19 protein-coding genes are annotated in these 18,059 nt (G+C 53.7%); 11 read left to right on the top strand and 8 right to left on the bottom strand.

Going from position 1 to position 18,059, the window contains the following annotated elements:
• Positions 1-3: 3 nt before the first annotated feature.
• Positions 4-885: an SIS domain-containing protein gene (locus AAF463_RS11135; protein ID WP_137385979.1), complete on the bottom strand. Its 882-nt coding sequence runs from the start codon at positions 883-885 to the stop codon at positions 4-6.
• 323 nt (positions 886-1,208) lie between these two features.
• Between AAF463_RS11135 and AAF463_RS11130 the strand changes: the two genes are divergently transcribed.
• Positions 1,209-2,162, top strand: coding sequence for a sugar phosphate isomerase/epimerase family protein (locus AAF463_RS11130; protein ID WP_101764104.1), 954 nt, complete (start codon positions 1,209-1,211; stop codon positions 2,160-2,162).
• 62 nt (positions 2,163-2,224) lie between these two features.
• Positions 2,225-3,460 (top strand): MFS transporter, encoded by a 1,236-nt coding sequence (locus AAF463_RS11125; protein WP_350260730.1) that lies wholly within the window; start codon positions 2,225-2,227, stop codon positions 3,458-3,460.
• A 69-nt stretch (positions 3,461-3,529) separates the two neighbouring features.
• On the opposite strand, the gene ychF is transcribed toward AAF463_RS11125, so the two are convergent.
• On the bottom strand, positions 3,530-4,621 hold the full coding sequence (ychF, locus tag AAF463_RS11120) for a redox-regulated ATPase YchF (RefSeq protein ID WP_008107633.1): 1,092 nt from the start codon (positions 4,619-4,621) through the stop codon (positions 3,530-3,532).
• Between the two features lie 111 nt (positions 4,622-4,732).
• Positions 4,733-5,320: an aminoacyl-tRNA hydrolase gene (gene pth / locus AAF463_RS11115; protein WP_008107639.1), complete on the bottom strand. Its 588-nt coding sequence runs from the start codon at positions 5,318-5,320 to the stop codon at positions 4,733-4,735.
• Between the two features lie 257 nt (positions 5,321-5,577).
• Here pth and ychH point away from each other — a divergent pair, with 257 nt between their 5' ends.
• Positions 5,578-5,853, top strand: a complete 276-nt coding sequence (ychH, locus tag AAF463_RS11110; protein ID WP_061723496.1) for a stress-induced protein YchH — start codon at positions 5,578-5,580, stop codon at positions 5,851-5,853.
• On the opposite strand, the gene AAF463_RS11105 is transcribed toward ychH, so the two are convergent.
• From AAF463_RS11105 to lolB, 4 genes are all read right to left on the bottom strand, one after another.
• Entirely contained in the window at positions 5,850-7,025 is a 1,176-nt protein-coding gene (locus AAF463_RS11105) for a GGDEF domain-containing protein (RefSeq protein WP_350260729.1), read from the bottom strand. The two genes, ychH and AAF463_RS11105, sit on opposite strands and share 4 nt — an antisense overlap.
• Before the next feature lie 227 nt (positions 7,026-7,252).
• The gene (gene prs, locus AAF463_RS11100; RefSeq protein WP_006118899.1) at positions 7,253-8,200 is read right to left on the bottom strand and encodes a ribose-phosphate diphosphokinase; all 948 of its coding nucleotides are present in this window, start codon (positions 8,198-8,200) and stop codon (positions 7,253-7,255) included.
• A 124-nt stretch (positions 8,201-8,324) separates the two neighbouring features.
• Positions 8,325-9,194, bottom strand: a complete 870-nt coding sequence (gene ispE, locus AAF463_RS11095; RefSeq protein WP_217546367.1) for a 4-(cytidine 5'-diphospho)-2-C-methyl-D-erythritol kinase — start codon at positions 9,192-9,194, stop codon at positions 8,325-8,327.
• Positions 9,191-9,814: a lipoprotein insertase outer membrane protein LolB gene (lolB, locus tag AAF463_RS11090; RefSeq protein WP_061718542.1), complete on the bottom strand. Its 624-nt coding sequence runs from the start codon at positions 9,812-9,814 to the stop codon at positions 9,191-9,193. The genes ispE and lolB overlap by 4 nt, the downstream gene beginning before the upstream one ends.
• 216 nt (positions 9,815-10,030) lie before the next feature.
• Between lolB and hemA the strand changes: the two genes are divergently transcribed.
• The 6 genes from hemA to kdsA are packed head-to-tail and all read left to right on the top strand — an operon-like array spanning position 10,031 to position 15,342.
• Positions 10,031-11,287, top strand: coding sequence for a glutamyl-tRNA reductase (gene hemA, locus AAF463_RS11085; RefSeq protein WP_350260728.1), 1,257 nt, complete (start codon positions 10,031-10,033; stop codon positions 11,285-11,287).
• Positions 11,288-11,328: 41 nt separating this feature from the next.
• Positions 11,329-12,411 carry a peptide chain release factor 1 gene (gene prfA / locus AAF463_RS11080; protein WP_101764110.1) on the top strand — a complete coding sequence of 361 codons (1,083 nt, stop codon included), beginning with the start codon at positions 11,329-11,331 and terminating at the stop codon, positions 12,409-12,411.
• The gene (prmC, locus tag AAF463_RS11075) at positions 12,411-13,250 is read left to right on the top strand and encodes a peptide chain release factor N(5)-glutamine methyltransferase (protein ID WP_350260727.1); all 840 of its coding nucleotides are present in this window, start codon (positions 12,411-12,413) and stop codon (positions 13,248-13,250) included. The genes prfA and prmC overlap by 1 nt, the downstream gene beginning before the upstream one ends.
• Before the next feature lie 2 nt (positions 13,251-13,252).
• Entirely contained in the window at positions 13,253-13,651 is a 399-nt protein-coding gene (locus AAF463_RS11070; RefSeq protein ID WP_101764112.1) for a SirB2 family protein, read from the top strand.
• On the top strand, positions 13,648-14,457 hold the full coding sequence (gene sirB1 / locus AAF463_RS11065; RefSeq protein ID WP_101764113.1) for an invasion regulator SirB1: 810 nt from the start codon (positions 13,648-13,650) through the stop codon (positions 14,455-14,457). Before AAF463_RS11070 ends, sirB1 begins: the two co-directional genes overlap by 4 nt.
• Positions 14,458-14,487: 30 nt before the next feature.
• Positions 14,488-15,342: a 3-deoxy-8-phosphooctulonate synthase gene (kdsA, locus tag AAF463_RS11060; protein WP_350260726.1), complete on the top strand. Its 855-nt coding sequence runs from the start codon at positions 14,488-14,490 to the stop codon at positions 15,340-15,342.
• Positions 15,343-15,461: 119 nt separating this feature from the next.
• On the opposite strand, the gene chaA is transcribed toward kdsA, so the two are convergent.
• Entirely contained in the window at positions 15,462-16,547 is a 1,086-nt protein-coding gene (chaA, locus tag AAF463_RS11055; RefSeq protein WP_110866345.1) for a sodium-potassium/proton antiporter ChaA, read from the bottom strand.
• Positions 16,548-16,914: 367 nt separating this feature from the next.
• On the opposite strand from chaA, the gene chaB reads away from it, so the two are divergent.
• Together chaB and AAF463_RS11045 are read left to right on the top strand one after the other, a co-directional pair.
• On the top strand, positions 16,915-17,145 hold the full coding sequence (gene chaB / locus AAF463_RS11050; protein ID WP_101764116.1) for a putative cation transport regulator ChaB: 231 nt from the start codon (positions 16,915-16,917) through the stop codon (positions 17,143-17,145).
• 237 nt (positions 17,146-17,382) lie between these two features.
• Positions 17,383-18,054 carry a gamma-glutamylcyclotransferase gene (locus tag AAF463_RS11045; protein ID WP_350260725.1) on the top strand — a complete coding sequence of 224 codons (672 nt, stop codon included), beginning with the start codon at positions 17,383-17,385 and terminating at the stop codon, positions 18,052-18,054.
• Positions 18,055-18,059: the final 5 nt, after the last annotated feature.

Raw genomic sequence — 18,059 nt, 5'->3', positions numbered from 1 at the left:
CCCTTAATTGGCGGTGCGCTTGGACGCAACCGCATTTCTGGTGTTGTGTAAACTGGTCTGACTTTTTTCGCTGGTCTTGCTGGCGATAAGGGTAAAGATGGCATCCAGAATATTCAGATGCACAATGCGCGTGGTGGCGTTCTCTCCGGTAATCGGATTGTTTTTAACCGACGAGATAATTGAGTGCCGGGCAATTAAACTCAGTGGGCTGTTGGGATAATTGGTCAGGCAGATGGTTTCTGCGCCGTTCTCATTCGCCGCTTTTACCATCTGAATAATGTCCGTGGTTTGGCCGGAGTGAGAAATCGCCAGCAGGATATCGCCGGGTTGCATCAATGAGGCGGTCATCAGCTGCTTGTGGCTGTCACTAAACACCGACGAGAAGATGCCGATCTTCAGCAGCTTATGATTGAAGTCATCACAGATAGAACCTGAGCCACCGCACCCGGCAATAACTATGCGTGCGCTTTCTGGTTTATTAATAAACAGATACGCCACTGCTTTTATCACGGCACTGTTAATCACGCTCAGGGAATCCTGCAGTGCCAGCACCGAATTTAAAAAGGTGCTTTCAATCACCTGCTCGACATATTTTTCTGAATCCGGGATTACCGGAATATCGATGATATCTTCCTGCGTGCTGACTTGCCGGGCAATATTGATTTTCAGATCGTGAAAACCGGTAAAACCCAGTTTCTTCGATACTTTAGTAATGCTCGACACGCTAACATTCAGATAATTCGCAATATCAGTGATGCACATTTTAGATAAAGACTGCGGATTGTCGTCAATAAAACGTGCAATTGAACGTTCCTTTTTTCCCAGCTCAGGCGCAAGGGTGCGAGCCAGCAGGAATATCTCATTGCCTTTAAGTCGATTATGCATTTTGCGCGCTCATTAAAAATGTTGTCGCTAAGCTAGCATGGCAGTTAGGGGAAAAGTGTTAACTGGATCACACGCTGTAAAACGTTTTACTGATGCATTTTACTGACAGTAAAATAAAAGCATCGTTATTGCGATTGTTATTTCATTAACAGTAAAATAGCTATTTAACTTATTGTATTGCAATGATTTTACTCGCAGTAAAATTTTTACTATTATAAATCTACCGTTTATTTTATTAGCGGTAGTATTTAGCTGATCGCATTTACCTGATGAATATTCTCATTTATAAGAACATGGAAATCCCATTAAAGGTAATATAAAAAATGAAATTCTCATCACGTATAAATTCATTTCGCTCCAGAGCCGATCTGTTTGCGGCGAAGAACAATATGGATACTTGCGATCTTATTACGCGTATGGGTAGCGTTGCGGGCTTAACGCATATCGAGCTGAATTATCCGGAACACTTTATTGGTCAGGATAAAGCGCTGATTAAACAGACCATCGCCGATAACAATTTGCAGGTGGGCGGCATCGCACTGCGTTATAACAAAGAGTTCATCGAGGGTGAATTCACCAATCCTGATGCCGCACTGCGTAAAAAAGCGATCGAAATTACCCTCGAAGCCGCAGAGATGTGCAAATACCTCGGCGGCAATACCGTCACGCTGTGGTTTGGCTATGATGGTTATGATTATCCATTCCAGCAGGATTACTTCCGCGCCTATGAGTGGCTGGTCAGCGCATTACAGACCGTGACCCAGGCACACGCGGATATGCAATTCAGTTTTGAATATAAGCCGTATGAACCGCGCACCTTCTCCTTTATTGGTGATGTCTCTTCAACGCTGATGCTGATTGATGATGTAGGCTCCGACAATCTCGGTATTACCCTCGATTTCTGTCACATGATCATGAAGAAAGAGAATCCCGCATTCTCACTGTTCCAGTCGGCACGCAAAAACCGTCTGGTGGGCTTCCACCTGAATGATGGTTATGGTCATTTTGATGATGGATTGATGCTGGGTTCTGTGCATCTGATGCAGACGCTGGAATACATCTATTACGCAAAACGCGTTAACTTCAGCGGCCTGATCTATTTCGATACCTTCCCAAGCCGTGAAGATCCGGTTGCCGAATGCGCGCAAAACATTCGCATGTATAAAGCGCTCTCCAGCTTTATTGATCGCCTGAGCATTGATGAAATCGATCAGCTGATTAAAAGCCAGGATGCGCTGAAAGTGCAGGGCATGCTGATGAAAATCATCGCTGAATAAAAACAAAATCAAAACTTACCTCTATTAACTACCACCAGTCAGTGTCTGACACGGGGGAAACTATGTTCGACAAAATAGGTTTGCCTAAAAACTTGCTTTGGGGCTATATCGGCCTCGCGATATTCATGATCGGCGATGGTGTAGAACAAGCGTGGATTGCCATCTGGCTGGTGGATAAAGGGCTGTCTGTCGCGCAAGCCTCTTATCTGATCACCGCATACGGTGTCACCGTGACGCTGGCGGCCTGGGTGACCGGCGTACTGGTGCAAACCCTCGGCCCGCGCAAAGTGATGCTGTATGGGTTGATCACCTTTGTTATCGGCAGTATCGGGTTTATCGGCGTTGGCCTCAAGACCATGCACATGGCCTGGATGCTGCCGTTTTATGCCATTCGCGGCATCGGTTATCCGCTGTTTGCCTACTCGTTTCTCATCTGGATTAACTACAGCACGCCGGTGGAGCGCCGTTCTACCGCAGTGGGTTGGTTCTGGTTTACCTTCTCGCTGGGTTTGAGCGTCATCGGTCCGTTCTTCTCCTCGCTGGCATTGCCGGTGATGGGCGAAATTCATGTGCTGTGGGTCGGCATGGTATTTGTGGTCGTCGGCTCCGTGTTAGGCATTTGGGTGAACCGCGACGTGGTACCGGCATCAGAAATTCATCCCTTCAGCGCGGCGGAGTTAATTAAAGGCATCACCATTCTGCAGCGTCCGGTGATTGCGATGGGATTGGTGGTGAAATCGGTCAACGGCATCGCCCAATATGGCCTGGCGACCTTCCTGCCGCTCTATCTGATCAGTTTCGGCTACAGCAAAACCGAATGGCTGCATATGTGGTCGGCGGTGTTCCTGGTGGCGATTTTCGCCAACCTGTTCTTTGGCTTCTTCGGCGATAAGTTTGGCTGGCGAACCACCATCATGTGGGTCGGTGGCTTTGGCTATGCCGCGGTGCTGATTTTGGTCTGGGCCGTGCCGCAGCTGCTGGGCCATAACTTCTATGTGATGGCATTCGTGCTGTGCCTGTGCGGTATTACCATGGCCGGTTATGTGCCGCTGTCGGCGCTGTTCCCGTTGCTGGCCCCGGACAGCAAAGGCGCGGCCATGTCGGTGCTGAATCTGGGCGCAGGTTTGGGCGCATTTATCGCACCTGCCATCACCGCGCTGTTCTACTCATCGCTGGGCGCGGGCGGGGTACTGGGGATTTATGCCGGGCTTTATGTTCTGAGCGGCTTATTGACGCCATTCCTGAAAACGCCTGAAGAGCTGGATGCGCGGGTGGCGATGACGGACAAAGCGGCCTGAAAGACGTGAGATTTTGGTTATAAAAAAAAGCCCAGTTAATTAACTGGGCTTTTTATTACGATTAAGAGATTAGACGTTGAACAAGAAATTCATCACGTCGCCATCTTTTACAATGTACTCTTTACCTTCTGAGCGCATTTTACCGGCTTCTTTCGCACCTTGTTCGCCTTTGAAGGCAACGAAATCTTCAAACGCGATGGTCTGAGCGCGGATAAAGCCTTTCTCGAAGTCAGTGTGGATTTTACCCGCCGCCTGTGGCGCGGTGGCTCCAACAGGAATGGTCCATGCGCGCACTTCTTTCACGCCTGCGGTGAAGTAGGTTTGCAGGTTGAGCAGCGCATAACCGGCGCGGATCACGCGGTTCAGGCCCGGCTCTTCCAGGCCCAGTTCAGCCATAAACTCGTCGCGCTCGTCATCTTCCAGCTCAGCGATATCAGATTCAACCGCAGCACACACTGGCACCACCACTGAACCTTCGGCTTCGGCGATCGCGCGCACCTGATCGAGGTACGGATTGTTTTCGAAACCGTCTTCGTTGACGTTAGCGATGTACATGGTTGGCTTCAGCGTCAGGAAGCTGAGGTAGCGGATGGCCGCTTTCTCGTCAGCATCCAGATTCAGTGCGCGCAGCATGCCCGCTTCTGACAGGTGCGGCAGGCACTTCTCCAGCGCCGCCAGCTCAGCTTTGGCATCTTTGTCGCCGCCTTTGGCTTTCTTCTGGCAACGCTGAATCGCACGTTCGCAGGTGTCGAGATCCGACAGCGCCAGCTCGGTGTTGATCACGTCAATATCTTCCGCCGGGTTAACTTTACCCGCAACGTGGATGATGTTGTCGTTTTCGAAACAGCGCACCACGTGACCGATGGCTTCGGTTTCACGGATGTTGGTCAGGAACTGGTTGCCCAGGCCTTCACCTTTGGACGCGCCTTTCACCAGACCGGCGATATCGACGAATTCCATGGTGGTAGGCACGACGCGCTGTGGCTTAACAATCTCGCTCAGCTGATCGAGGCGCAGATCGGGCATTGGCACCACACCGGTGTTTGGCTCGATGGTGCAGAACGGAAAGTTGGCTGCTTCGATACCCGCTTTAGTCAGCGCGTTGAACAGGGTGGATTTACCGACGTTCGGCAGGCCCACAATACCGCATTTAAATCCCATGGTCTGATTACCTTTCTCACTGAGTGCGCAGCGCTATTGGATAGCGCCGACAGATTCAAAAAATTTCGCGCATTATACACAGAATTGCCTTCTGCGGCGCGGGAATTGGCCTTAGCCCGCCTTGAACGCGTGCAGGCGGTTCATCGCCTTAATCTTGTCTTCTTTCAGCCACAGTTCGGTGCAGCGCACCGCTTCGTCTACGGCATCATCAATCAGCTTTTGTTCGCTGGCTGGCGGCTTACCCAGCACGAAACCGGTCACTTTATTGCGGTCGCCAGGATGGCCAATACCCACGCGTAAACGGTGAAAATTATTGTTGTTGCCCAGCTTGCTGATGATATCTTTCAGGCCGTTATGGCCGCCGTGGCCGCCACCTTGCTTGAATTTCGCCACGCCCGGCGGTAAATCCAGCTCATCGTGCGCTACCAAAATCTCTTCTGGCGCAATGCGATAAAAGGTCGCCATCGCCGCCACCGCTTTGCCGCTGAGATTCATAAAAGTGGTGGGCACCAGCAGGCGCACATCTTCTCCCGCCAGCGACAGGCGCGCGGTATAGCCATAAAACTTTGGCTCGTCTTTTAACGACTGATTGTTGCGGCTCGCCAGTAAATCGACATACCAGGCGCCAGCGTTATGGCGGGTTGCGGCGTATTCAGCGCCGGGGTTGGCCAGCCCCACAATCAGTTTAATGCTGCTCACGATGTTTATCCTGTCTTGCTGCGGAAAGGGCGATAGTTTACTGCCTGGTGGCACAGATGACAAAGGCCACGCACCACAGATAATGTCTCTACGTGACTAATCATTTTCTATCGAAATCAAGGCGCTGGCGGTAAAGATTTGTCAAAGGTTGTGAAGGATATGTGATCCTGTACGCAACTTAAGCGGCAGGTATTGCCTAAGCTTATGGCTAGTTAACCATACGTGCTGTTTTGCTTTTAAAAGGATGGAGGTGGATCATGAAACGTCAAAATTGCCGCTTTGTAGGTAACGGTTTGATGTGTTTGGGTTTACTGACGATGGTATTAGGCGTCGGCTATTCCATTATCAACCAGCTTCCTTCACTCAACCTGCCGCAATTCCTTGCGCACGGTGCGATGTTCAGTATCTTCGTTGGCGCTTTACTGTGGCTGGTGGGCGCGCGCGTCAGCGGACGTGAGCGCGTGGAAGATCGTTATTACTGGTTACGTCATTACGGCGATAAGCGTTGCCGTCGCAATCACTCATCACATTAAGTGAGTACGGTTTGCTGCAGCGGCTGTAACTGCGCGAGATAACGTTCGATGCGGTTACGGCCGCTGGCTTTTGCACGGTACAACGCTTCATCGGCCAGCGCCAGCAACAGCGGGAAGGGTTCGCCAGGCTGCAGCGCGGTGGCATAACCGATGCTGACGGTATAACGCACGTCGTTGGGTTGCGACAGCTGTGTCGCCAAACGGATACGTTCACATACCCGCTGCGCCTGCTCGGCATCGCCGGGAATGATCGCAGCAAACTCCTCGCCACCCAAACGGGCAAAATGTCCACTCTCCGGCATCAACGCCTGCACCACCTGACAAAAATCGATTAACACTTGATCGCCTTGCTGATGGCCGAAACGGTCATTGATGCTTTTAAAATGGTCCAGATCGAACAGCACCGCGCTATAGGCAAAGTGTTGTGACTGTCGCGCGCTGCGCGATATCATTTTATCGGCCTGCTCGAACAGCGCGCGGCGATTCCACACGCTGGTGAGCGGATCGTGCATTGATGCCTGTTTATGGGCGATTTGCGTGCGTTCGTTGACCATCGCCAGAATGGTGAAACTCAGGCCAATAACAAACAGGATCGATTCAAGAATTACATACACCGAGAAGCTGGAACCGCCAATCGCACCGCGCACCGGCGTCGCCACCGCATCGTCCAGAAAGATACGCGCCACGTGAAACAGCAAATGGATCCATAGCAGGATTTGCGCCGGCCAGAAGGTGACGGTTAACGACGCACGCACGCGCCACAGTAAGCGGATTAGCGCGCCGGTATAGATGATGCACAGCAGGCAAACCACCAGCACGCGCTTCGGCTGGCTGTGATAAAACGCGGGGAACAGGCACAGAATCGCCCACAACAAACCGCCGCCTAACCAGCTGAGGCCAATCGCGTTACCGCAGAAGATGCGGAAGGCATTGAGCAGATTGCCATAAGCCAGCAACAGCATGACGTTGCCGACCGCGACCGGTAAAAAATGGAATCCCGCACTGCGTAAGCTGCTAAGGAACACCGCCGCCAGGGTTAAAACCAGCGCCAGCGTGGTGCAGCCCAATACGCGATCGTACTGCGCACCGACCCAGGCAAAAATCAAAATGATACTCAAAAACCCCAGCACAAAGAGCTCGCAAACAAACAGCGTGTAGAGGTCGAGAGTCATAGTGGTCGGAGCTCTTAAAAAAGTGGGGAAGAAAATACCATTAATTATTGGAGCGCTAAAGGGCGGCAATGCGAGTTGATGGAAAAGAGTGGATGGCAGCGAGAATAGCGGGATTTAACGAAATTTATCGCGCAAATATCAATGGGGAAAGTGGCTTAATCGGTGAGTCAGATTGAGGGCAGGGTGCAAAGAAAAACCGGGCACGAGGCCCGGTTTCACGCGATGAATTAATGCTCAAACATCGCGGAGATTGATTCTTCGTTGCTGATACGACGAATCGCTTCGGCCAACATGCCAGACAGCGTCAGAGTACGCACGTTTGGCAGAGATTTCATCTCTTCAGACAGCGGAATGGTATCGCAGACAATCACCTGGTCAATCACCGACTTACGCAGGTTTTCCACCGCGTTGCCGGAGAAGATCGGGTGAGTAGCGTAAGCGAAAACACGTTTCGCGCCGCGCTCTTTCAACGCTTCAGCCGCTTTGCACAGCGTACCGCCGGTGTCGATCATATCGTCGACCAGTACACAGTCACGACCCGCAACGTCACCAATAATGTGCATCACCTGAGAAACGTTCGCGCGCGGGCGGCGTTTGTCGATGATAGCCATATCGGTATCGTTGAGCAGTTTGGCGATGGCGCGCGCACGCACTACGCCACCGATGTCTGGGGAAACTACAATGGGATTTTCCAGGCCAATTTGCAGCATATCTTCCAGCAGGATTGGGCTGCCGAAGACGTTATCCACCGGGACATCAAAGAAGCCCTGAATCTGTTCAGCATGCAGGTCAACGGTGAGAACACGGTCAACGCCCACGCTAGAAAGGAAATCGGCAACCACTTTGGCAGTGATCGGTACACGAGCAGAACGCACACGGCGGTCCTGACGCGCATAGCCAAAGTAAGGAATGACAGCAGTAATACGACCAGCAGAAGCCCGACGCAAGGCGTCGACCATCACAACCAGCTCCATCAGATTATCGTTGGTGGGGGCACAGGTGGACTGGATGATGAAAATATCACCACCGCGTACATTTTCGTTAATCTGTACACTTACTTCACCATCACTGAAACGGCCAACAGCGGCGTCTCCGAGGCTAGTGTAAAGGCGGTTGGCAATACGTTGTGCTAGTTCCGGGGTGGCGTTACCAGCAAATAGCTTCATATCAGGCACGAGAAGAACCTCAGGCTTGGCGTCCAGAGAATGAACGGCTCTAGAGTAACCGGCGAATACCAAAGAGCATGTTCATACGGGTGTGTTAATGCGCAACATGCAGTGTCTGGAACGGGTGACACTGTCACGTAGACGCTTTTAGCCCAGAAAGTGTGCGCTGCAACGGCGAGAGGTTAAGCCCGCGCGCCACAAATCCGCAAATCCATTTCGGGGCAAGCTCCAGCACCTGACGTGCGTCGGATTCGGTGTCAAATTCAGCAAACACACAAGCTCCGGTCCCAGTCAGGCGCGACGGCGCGTATTCTAGCAGCCAGGAAAGCAGCTCATCAACCTTACGAAAACGTTTTCTTGCCACAGCCTCACAATCATTGTGAAAAGGACGCTGTAACAGTTCATCTAATGTGCGGATTGGTGAATCGCGCGTCAGTTCGGGATCGCGGAACAGATCAGGCGTCGCAATGCTCACGCCTGGATGCGCCACCAGATACCATTTTTCTGCCGGTTCAGCCGGCTGCAATAGTTCGCCCACGCCTTCTGCAAAGGCCGCGTGACCTCCAATAAACACTGGCACATCCGCGCCCAGTTTGATGCCAATCGTCGCAAGCTCAGCAACACTTAATCCGGTTTGCCACAGATGATTCAGCGCCACTAACACCGTTGCCGCATCTGAAGAGCCGCCGCCAAGCCCGCCGCCCATCGGCAAAACCTTCTCCAGCGCGATGCTGGCACCGGCCTGCGCGGGCAAGGTGCCACGCGCAGCGGCAACGGTTTTTAACGCCTGCGCAGCACGCACAATCAGGTTCTCGTCATCCGGCACGCCAGTCAGCGGCGTCAGCAGCGTTATCTTGCCGCTGCTGTCCGGTGTGATTTCCAGCGTGTCACCGTAATCGAGGAACTGAAACAGCGTTTGCAGATTGTGGTAGCCGTCAGCACGACGGCCAGTGATATACAGGAACAGATTCAGTTTTGCTGGCGCGGGCCACGTGGTGATCATTGAGTGGTCCAGCTATCCATGCGTAATTTAATGCGCTGACCGCCTTCAGACAGCTCCAGATTCGCCGGCAGCGGCGGATTCACTTTGCTGTCGTAATCAGAAATGTTCACTTTCCACTGCTGACCGTTGCGGCTGTAGTTCAGGCTTTGCAGCTGGTAATTGTTATTCAGCTGATAATCGCTGGCATCGCCCGGCAAGCCCATCATCCACTGACGCAGATTGGCGAGCGGGATATCCATGCCGGTAAGCTGTGAAATCATCTTCTCGGCATCGTTACTCACGTAGCGTTTGCCTTTGTTATCCACGATCTGCACCACGGAACCTTGTGCATCCAACTGCAATTCGGTGCTGCCGAGCGGATTGGTCAGCAGCAGGCGATAGCGATCCGCAGCGGTTTGCTGCCAGTTAAAGCGTGCATACACTTTTTGCTTATCCGACAGGTAAGCGAACGCACCGCGCGTCTGATAATGGCTGATTTTCGCCACGGCTTGCTGATGCTGCTGCCATTGCGGTGATGTGGTGCTTGGGCCCGGACCTTGTGGTTTGTTAATGGTACATGCAGCCAGTAACACGCTGGCAAGGGGTAAAAGGCGCAGTAACTTGCGCGGGGGCAAATGCATCACGTGGTCATCTCCTCAGACACGTTTTTACTTCGTAACCGGTAACGCTAACCATCCGCATGTAAGCCGTCAATGCTGTTATGGCAATAATTGCGCACGATCAGTTTAATCTTATTACTGTCATAGGCTTTGTATGGCTTTTCTTGACCTGTGGCATCTTGTAGAATGCGCTGCACAAAACCCTGACAACACTTGGGATATCCCAACCCGAATCACATGACGCTGCTTGCACTCGGAATCAACCACAAAACTGCACCTGTTGCGCTACGCGAACGCGTTGCGTTTACACCAGACACGCTGGAACTGGCGCTGAATAGCCTGCTGTCCCAGCCGATGGTGCAGAGCGGTGTGGTCCTTTCGACCTGCAACCGCACGGAACTCTACCTCAGTGTAGAGCAGCAAGCCGACCTGCAGGAGAAGCTGGTGCGTTGGCTGTGTGACTATCACAATCTGCGTGAAGAGGATGTGCGCAACAGCCTCTACTGGCATCAGGACAACGCGGCGGTCAGCCATCTGATGCGCGTGGCCAGCGGGCTGGATTCACTGGTGTTGGGTGAACCACAGATTTTAGGTCAGGTTAAAAAAGCTTTTGTTGATTCGTCACGCGACCACGCGCTGAGCAGTGAACTGGAGCGCATGTTCCAGAAAACCTTCTCGGTGGCCAAGCGTGTGCGCACCGAAACCGAGATTGGCGCCAGCGCCGTATCGGTCGCCTTCGCTGCCTGTTCACTGGCGCGTCAAATTTTTGAATCGCTCAGCACCGTTAACGTGCTGCTGGTCGGCGCTGGTGAAACCATCGAGTTAGTGGCGCGTCATCTGCGCGAACACTCCGTCAAGAAGCTGATGATCGCCAACCGCACCCGCGAACGCGCACAGCTGCTGGCCGATGAAGTGGGGGCAGAAGTGATTGGCCTCGGCGATATCGAAACCCGTCTGGCCGATGCCGACATCATTATCTCTTCCACCGCCAGCCCGCTGCCGATTATCGGTAAAGGGATGGTGGAGCGCGCGCTGAAAGCACGTCGCAATCAGCCGATGCTGCTGGTGGATATCGCCGTACCGCGCGATGTCGAGCCGGAAGTGGGCAAGCTGGCGAACGCCTATCTCTACAGCGTTGATGATCTGCAAGCGATCATCGAGCAGAACATGGCGCAGCGCAAAGCCGCCGCCGTGCAGGCTGAAAGCATTGTGGTGCAGGAGAGCGGCGAATTTATGGCCTGGCTGCGCGCGCAAAGCGCGGTTGAGACCATCCGTGAATACCGTTCGCAGGCCGATCAGGTGCGCGCCGAGTTACAGGAACGCGCGCTGGCCGCGCTGCAGCAGGGCGCTGACGCCGAAAAAGTGCTGCAGGAACTGGCACACAAGCTGACCAACCGTTTAATTCATGCACCAACCAAATCACTGCAGCAGGCCGCGCGCGACGGCGACAGCGAACGCCTGCAGATCTTACGTGACAGCCTCGGTTTAGAGTAATCTGGTCAGTCACGACCTATCACTGGGATACCCGCTATTACATGAAGAGCTCTATTGTTGCCAAGCTGGAAGCGCTCCAGGAACGCCACGAGGAAGTGGAAGCGTTGCTGGGCGATGCCGGCGTGATTGCCGATCAGGATCGTTTCCGTGCGTTATCACGCGAATATGCCCAGCTTAGCGACGTCACCCGTTGTTTCCGCGAATGGCAGCAGGTGCAGGAAGACGTTGAAACTGCCGAAATGATGCTGGAAGACCCGGAAATGCGCGAGATGGCGCAGGAAGAATTAAAGCTGTCACGTGAGAAGCGTGAAGCGCTGGAACAACAGCTGCAAGTGCTGCTGCTGCCGAAAGATCCCGACGATGAACGTTCGTGCTTTGTCGAAGTGCGCGCCGGAACCGGCGGTGATGAAGCGGCGATTTTTGCCGGCGATCTGTTCCGTATGTACAGCCGTTACGCCGAAGCGCGTCGCTGGCAGGTTGAGATCATCAGCGCCAACGAAGGTGAGCACGGCGGCTATAAAGAAGTGATCGCCCGCATCATCGGCGATGGCGCGTATGGCCGCTTTAAGTTTGAATCGGGCGGCCATCGCGTACAGCGCGTGCCAGAAACCGAATCGCAGGGCCGTATTCACACCTCGGCTTGTACCGTTGCGGTCATGCCGGAACTGCCCGAAGCGGAAATGCCGGAAATCAACGCCGGCGATTTGAAAATCGACACCTTCCGTTCTTCCGGTGCCGGTGGTCAGCACGTTAACACCACCGATTCCGCGATTCGAATCACCCACTTGCCAACTGGCATTGTGGTGGAGTGTCAGGACGAACGTTCACAGCACAAAAACAAAGCCAAAGCCTTGGCGGTGTTGGGTGCGCGTATTCACGCGGCGGAAACGGCAAAGCGTAATGCCGCTGAAGCTTCGACGCGTCGTAACCTGCTCGGCAGCGGCGACCGTTCGGATCGTAACCGCACCTACAACTTCCCGCAGGGCCGCGTCACCGATCACCGCATCAACCTCACGGTTTACCGTCTCGACGAGGTGATGGAAGGCAAGCTGGATGCACTGATAGAGCCGATTGTGCAGGAGTATCAAGCCGATCAGCTGGCCGCGCTGGCTGGACAGGATTAATGATCATCCGTCGCTGGCTACAGCAGGCTGTGGTAGCGCTCTGTGGCGGCGACAGCCCGAAGCGCGATGCGGAAATATTGCTGAGTTTTGTGACGGGCAAAGCGCGCAGTTGGCTGATTGCCTTTGACGATGCGGAACTGGACGCGCAGCAGCTGGAACAACTGAATGCGCTGCTGGCGCGCCGCGTCAACGGCGAGCCGATTGCGCATCTGGTAGGCGAGCGTGAATTCTGGTCGCTGCCGTTGCGCGTCAGTGATGCCACGCTGATCCCGCGTCCGGACACCGAAGTGCTGGTGGAGCAAGCGCTGGCACATCTGCCGGCCGCCGCGACTTCACTGCTGGATTTAGGCACCGGCACCGGCGCGATTGCGCTGGCGCTGGCCAGCGAACGGCCAGGCTGCCAGGTTATCGGCTGCGATCGCATCGCGGCGGCGGTGGAACTGGCGCAGGACAATGCGCAGCGTCTGCACATTGATAACGCCCGCTTCATCCTCAGCAACTGGTTTAACGATCTTCCCGCCCAACGTTTTGATCTGATTGTCAGTAATCCCCCCTATATTGATGCCGCCGATGAACATCTGCAGCAGGGCGACGTGCGCTTTGAACCGCGCAGCGCGTTAGTGGCGGACGATCAGGGTTTGGCCGATTTACGTTTTATCATTCACACCGCACCGCACTGGCTGCACGCTGGCGGCTGGCTGCTGCTGGAACATGGCTGGCAGCAAGGTGATGCCGTGCGCGCCATCATGACGCAGCACGGTTATCAGGCGGTGAGCACCGTTGACGATTACGGCGGTAATCCGCGCGTCACACTAGGACAATTTTTTAATAAGGAATAACGATGGCGAGCTGGTATCCCCTAATTAAACATTTTCACTTGCTGACCGTCGCGCTGACGATTTGTCTGTTTCTGCTGCGCTTCTACTGGCAAACCACCGGCTCAGCGATGCTGCAACGCCGCTGGGTGCGCATTGCGCCGCACGTTAACGACACCTTTTTGCTGTTAAGCGGTGCGCTGCTGGTGATGATTACGCATTTTTATCCGTTCACACCGCAAGGAAGCTGGCTGACGGAGAAGCTGTTAGCGGTTATTATCTACATCGCCTTAGGTTCCGTGGCATTGAGCCGTCGCCCACGTAAAATGGGGACACGTTGGATCGCCTTCCTGATTGCAATCGTAGCGTTGCTGTTTGTGATTAAGCTGGCGATGACCAAAATGCCGTTATTGGGGATTGTATGACCTCGCCAGAGCAACTCGATTACAGTAAAACACCGTTGAGTGAAGCGGTGATTGGTGCCACATGCGCCATACGCAATGATTTTTCCGCGCCTTCTGTGCAACAACAGTTGGCGGCGCTGGTAGATGAAGCCCGTGAGTTTGTCAGCAGCGAACAGGACGCCGATTTGCAGCTGGGTAAGCTGCTGGAGCTGTTCTATCGTCAGTGGGGATTTGGCGGCGCCAGCGGCGTCTACAATCTCTCCGACGCGCTGTGGATCGACAAAGTCTTGAAGAGCCGTCAGGGCACGGCGGTGTCGCTGGGCGTGATCCTGCTGCACATCGCCGATGAGCTGGAATTACCGCTGATGCCGGTGATTTTCCCGACACAGCTGATTCTGCGTGCCGACTGGTTAGATGGCGAAATGTGGCTGATCAACCCGTTCAACGGCGAAACGCTGGATACGCATACGCTGGAAGTGTGGCTGAAAGGCAACATCAGCCCAACCGCCAAGCTGTATAACGACGATCTCGACGAAGCCAAGACCATCAACGTGATGCGCAAGATGCTCGACACCTTGAAATCCGCGCTGATGGAAGAGAAGCAGATGGAGCTGGCGCTGAACGTCAGCAAAGTGCTGCTGCAGATCGATCCTGACGATCCTTACGAGATTCGCGACCGTGGTTTGATTTACGCGCAATTAGAGTGTGAACACATCGCGCTGAATGATTTGACCTATTTCGTTGAACAGTGTCCTGAAGATCCGGTCAGCGAGATGATTAAAGTGCAGATTCACGCAATTGAACAGAAACAGGTAACGCTGCACTAAGCGTTACCCGATAAAAGGAAAGGAAAGGGCATGACACAGAAAGTAGTGAATATCGGCGATATCAAGGTCGCAAACGATCTGCCATTCGTTCTCTTCGGCGGCATGAACGTGCTGGAATCGCGCGATCTCGCCATGCGCATCTGCGAACACTACGTTGAGGTCACCGACAAACTCGGGATCCCTTACGTATTCAAAGCCTCTTTTGATAAAGCGAACCGCTCTTCAATCAAATCTTATCGTGGTCCTGGCCTGGAAGAGGGCATGAAGATTTTTCAGGAGCTGAAGCAGGCTTTCGGCGTGAAAATCATCACCGATGTGCATGAAGCATCGCAGGCGCAGCCTGTGGCTGACGTGGTTGATGTGATTCAGCTGCCGGCCTTCCTCGCGCGTCAGACCGATTTGGTGGAAGCGATGGCGAAAACCGGCGCGGTAATCAACGTCAAGAAGCCCCAGTTTGTTAGCCCAGGCCAGATGGGTAACATCTACGACAAATTCGTCGAAGGCGGCAACGATCAGGTTATCCTGTGCGATCGCGGCAGCAACTTCGGCTATGACAACCTGGTTGTCGATATGCTCGGCTTCAACGTGATGAAGAACGTCACCCAAAATAGCCCAGTGATCTTCGACGTTACCCACGCGCTGCAAACGCGCGATCCGTTCGGCGCTGCGTCAGGCGGTCGTCGTGCGCAGGTCGCCGAGCTGGCGCGTGCCGGCATGGCGGTTGGCATTGCTGGCCTGTTCATCGAAGCGCACCCAGAGCCAAACAGCGCCAAATGCGACGGTCCATCCGCGCTGCCGCTGGATAAGCTGGAACCCTTCCTGGTGCAGATGAAAGCAATCGACGATCTGGTGAAGGGCTTCCCAGAGCTGGATACCAGCAACTGATTGTTTTTAAATATGAAAAAGGCGCCGATGGCGCCTTTTTTATTGGCTGGTCGCCATTAATGGCGATCCTACAACATGCACGATTTCCGTAAGGTTGGCATTTATGCCGACCGCTAGTCTCACAGCATAATCGTCAACAAATACCCGGCAAACAGTGCCAGATGCGCGGCACCGTTCAACACGTTGGTGCGGCCCGTTGAGAACGAGATGTGACACAGGATCAGCACGGCGCTCATGATCACCATCTGCGGTGGCTCAAGGCCGAACACCAATTGCTGGTCGGTCAGGGTAGCGATGATGGTCACTGCAGGCACCGTCAACGAAATGGTCGCCAGCACCGAACCGAAGAACAGATTCATAGCACGCTGCACCTGATTCATCAGTACCGCTTTGATTGCACCTAAACCTTCCGGTGACAGGATCAACAGCGCCACCAGGAAGCCGGTGAACTGCGCCGGGGCGTTCAGTTCTGTCAGCAGACTCTCCAGCGGATTGGCGTTCATCTTGGTCACGGTAATCACCGCAATCAGATGCACGATCAGCCATGCGGTGTGCCACAACGAGCTGTGCGCAGAAGGCTTACCGTGGTGCGGATCGTCGCCATCATCTTCATGCTCATAAACGAACAGGCTTTGGTGGGTTTTGGTTTGAATCAGCAGGAATACGCCGTACATGGCCGCAGAAATCGCCGCGATGATCAGCGCCTGCGTAGTCGTGAAGTTACCGCCAGGTAACGCATTGGGGAACACCAGTACCAGAATCGCCAGCGGGAAAATGGCGATCATGTACTGTTTTACGCCCGCCAGATTAACGTACTGCGTGGCAAACTTGCGCCCGCCCAGCAGCAGGGCAAAGCCGACTAAACCGGCGGTCACAATCATGATGATCGAGTAGAGCGTGTCGCGCATTAGCGCGGGCGCGGCATCGCCGGTGGCCATCAGCGCGGAGATCAGACTCACTTCAAGTATGACGACGGAAAGACTGAGAATCAGCGAGCCATAAGGTTCGCCTAAACGGTGTGCCAGCACGTCGGCGTGACGCACCACGCTGAAGGCGCTAAACAGAATGGCAACTAATGCCAACAGGTTGATGCCGATAACCGGCAGAAGCGCTGTCTGGTTGCCGAAGAAGCTCAGCACCGCCAGCGCAGCAACGGGGAAAATCAGTGAGTACTCGGTATGGCGGGTTTTCTCATGTCCAGGCATTTACCATCCTCTCCGGAAAAAGTACAAAGCAGGCAATCATTGCCTGATAAATATAATGAGTTTTCTGACGTAACGCAGTGTAACTTTTCATCAGCTGTGCTGCTGTGACTTTACGCGATTTTACCAAAAGCGTTTATTATGCATAACACGGCAAAAGAGTGCGTTATCGCTGGATTAATGCCTGTATTCATCATGTTGCATGATTCACTCACCCAATTAAAGATGAGATTGGTCTGGTTAATCGTCGTATAGGGTGAAGTTTATGAAGGTTTAAACCTGTTTTACGCCATCTTCCCGTGAAAGTACCAGTTTGCGTTTTGACCCAGATGATCCAGACTTAAACTCTGAGTATAAAACCGGAGGAAATATGCCTTATTCATCAAACAAAGAGCTGCCAGACAGCGTGCGTCATGTCCTGCCGGCTCACGCGCAAACCATCTATCAAAAAGCCTTTAACAGCGCCTGGGACCAATACAAAGATCCCGACGACCGGCGTGGCGATGAGTCGCGCGAAGAGGTGGCCCACAAAGTCGCCTGGGCAGCAGTCAAGCATGAGTACTCAAAAGGTGACGATGACAAGTGGCACCCTAAAAACTAGTTTGTCTTGCGGGCCGGTGCGGCCCGCCTCGCACTTTTCCCTTCGCCATTCAAGTTCCTCACCAGGCAGCCGATGCTATTTACACAGAATTTCCCTTTTGTGATCGGGGTCAATCTTGAATGTTTTGTTAAAAATGAATTAATGTCTTCTCTTAAGACGATGCAATGAGCGTCGCCTGTAGACATCAGTTTTGAGGAACCACACCGGCAAGATGTCAGAGTAGTAGAGGAGACCACAGTGTTAACGCGGGAATTTTTGTTAAAAGCAGATTGTAAAACATCGTTTGGCGATATTGATGAAGCGCTGTTCTGGAGCTGTGAAAAGCGTGCGGCATCGCTGTCCGCGACGCTGGCCTGTCGTCCTGACCAAAGCCCGGTGTGGATTTTTGGCTACGGCTCGCTGATGTGGAATCCCATTTTTGAAGCGGCCGAAATGGCGCCGGGTCGTTTAGAGGGCTGGCACCGTGCGTTTTGCCTGCGTCTGATTGCCGGTCGCGGCACCGTAACCGCGCCTGGCCGTATGCTGGCGCTGAAAGAGGGCGGTTCCACCAGCGGACTGGCGTTCCGTTTACCGGAATCGCGTTTGCATGATGAGCTGGAGCTGCTGTGGAAGCGTGAAATGATCACCGGCTGCTATCTGCCAACCTGGTGTGAACTGGAGCTGGAGGATGGACGCAACGTTACCGCGCTGGTGTTTATCATGGATCCGCGTCATCCGCTGTATGAAACCGATTCCTGCCGCAGCACCATTGCGCCGTTGATTGCCCAGGCCAGCGGTCCGCTCGGCACCAACGCACAATACCTCTACGCGCTGGAGCAGGAGCTAGGCAAACGTGGCATGCAGGAAGCGGCATTGACGCGCCTGGCAGCAGATGTCAGAGCGCTGCAGAGTCATTCGGCAGCGCGCTGATACGG

Source organism: Pantoea sp. BJ2 (genome assembly GCF_040255075.1).
Taxonomy (GTDB): Bacteria; Pseudomonadota; Gammaproteobacteria; order Enterobacterales; family Enterobacteriaceae; genus Pantoea; species Pantoea leporis.
The sequence above is the reverse complement of the archived record's forward strand: the minus strand, read 5'-3'. Positions and strand labels throughout refer to the sequence as shown.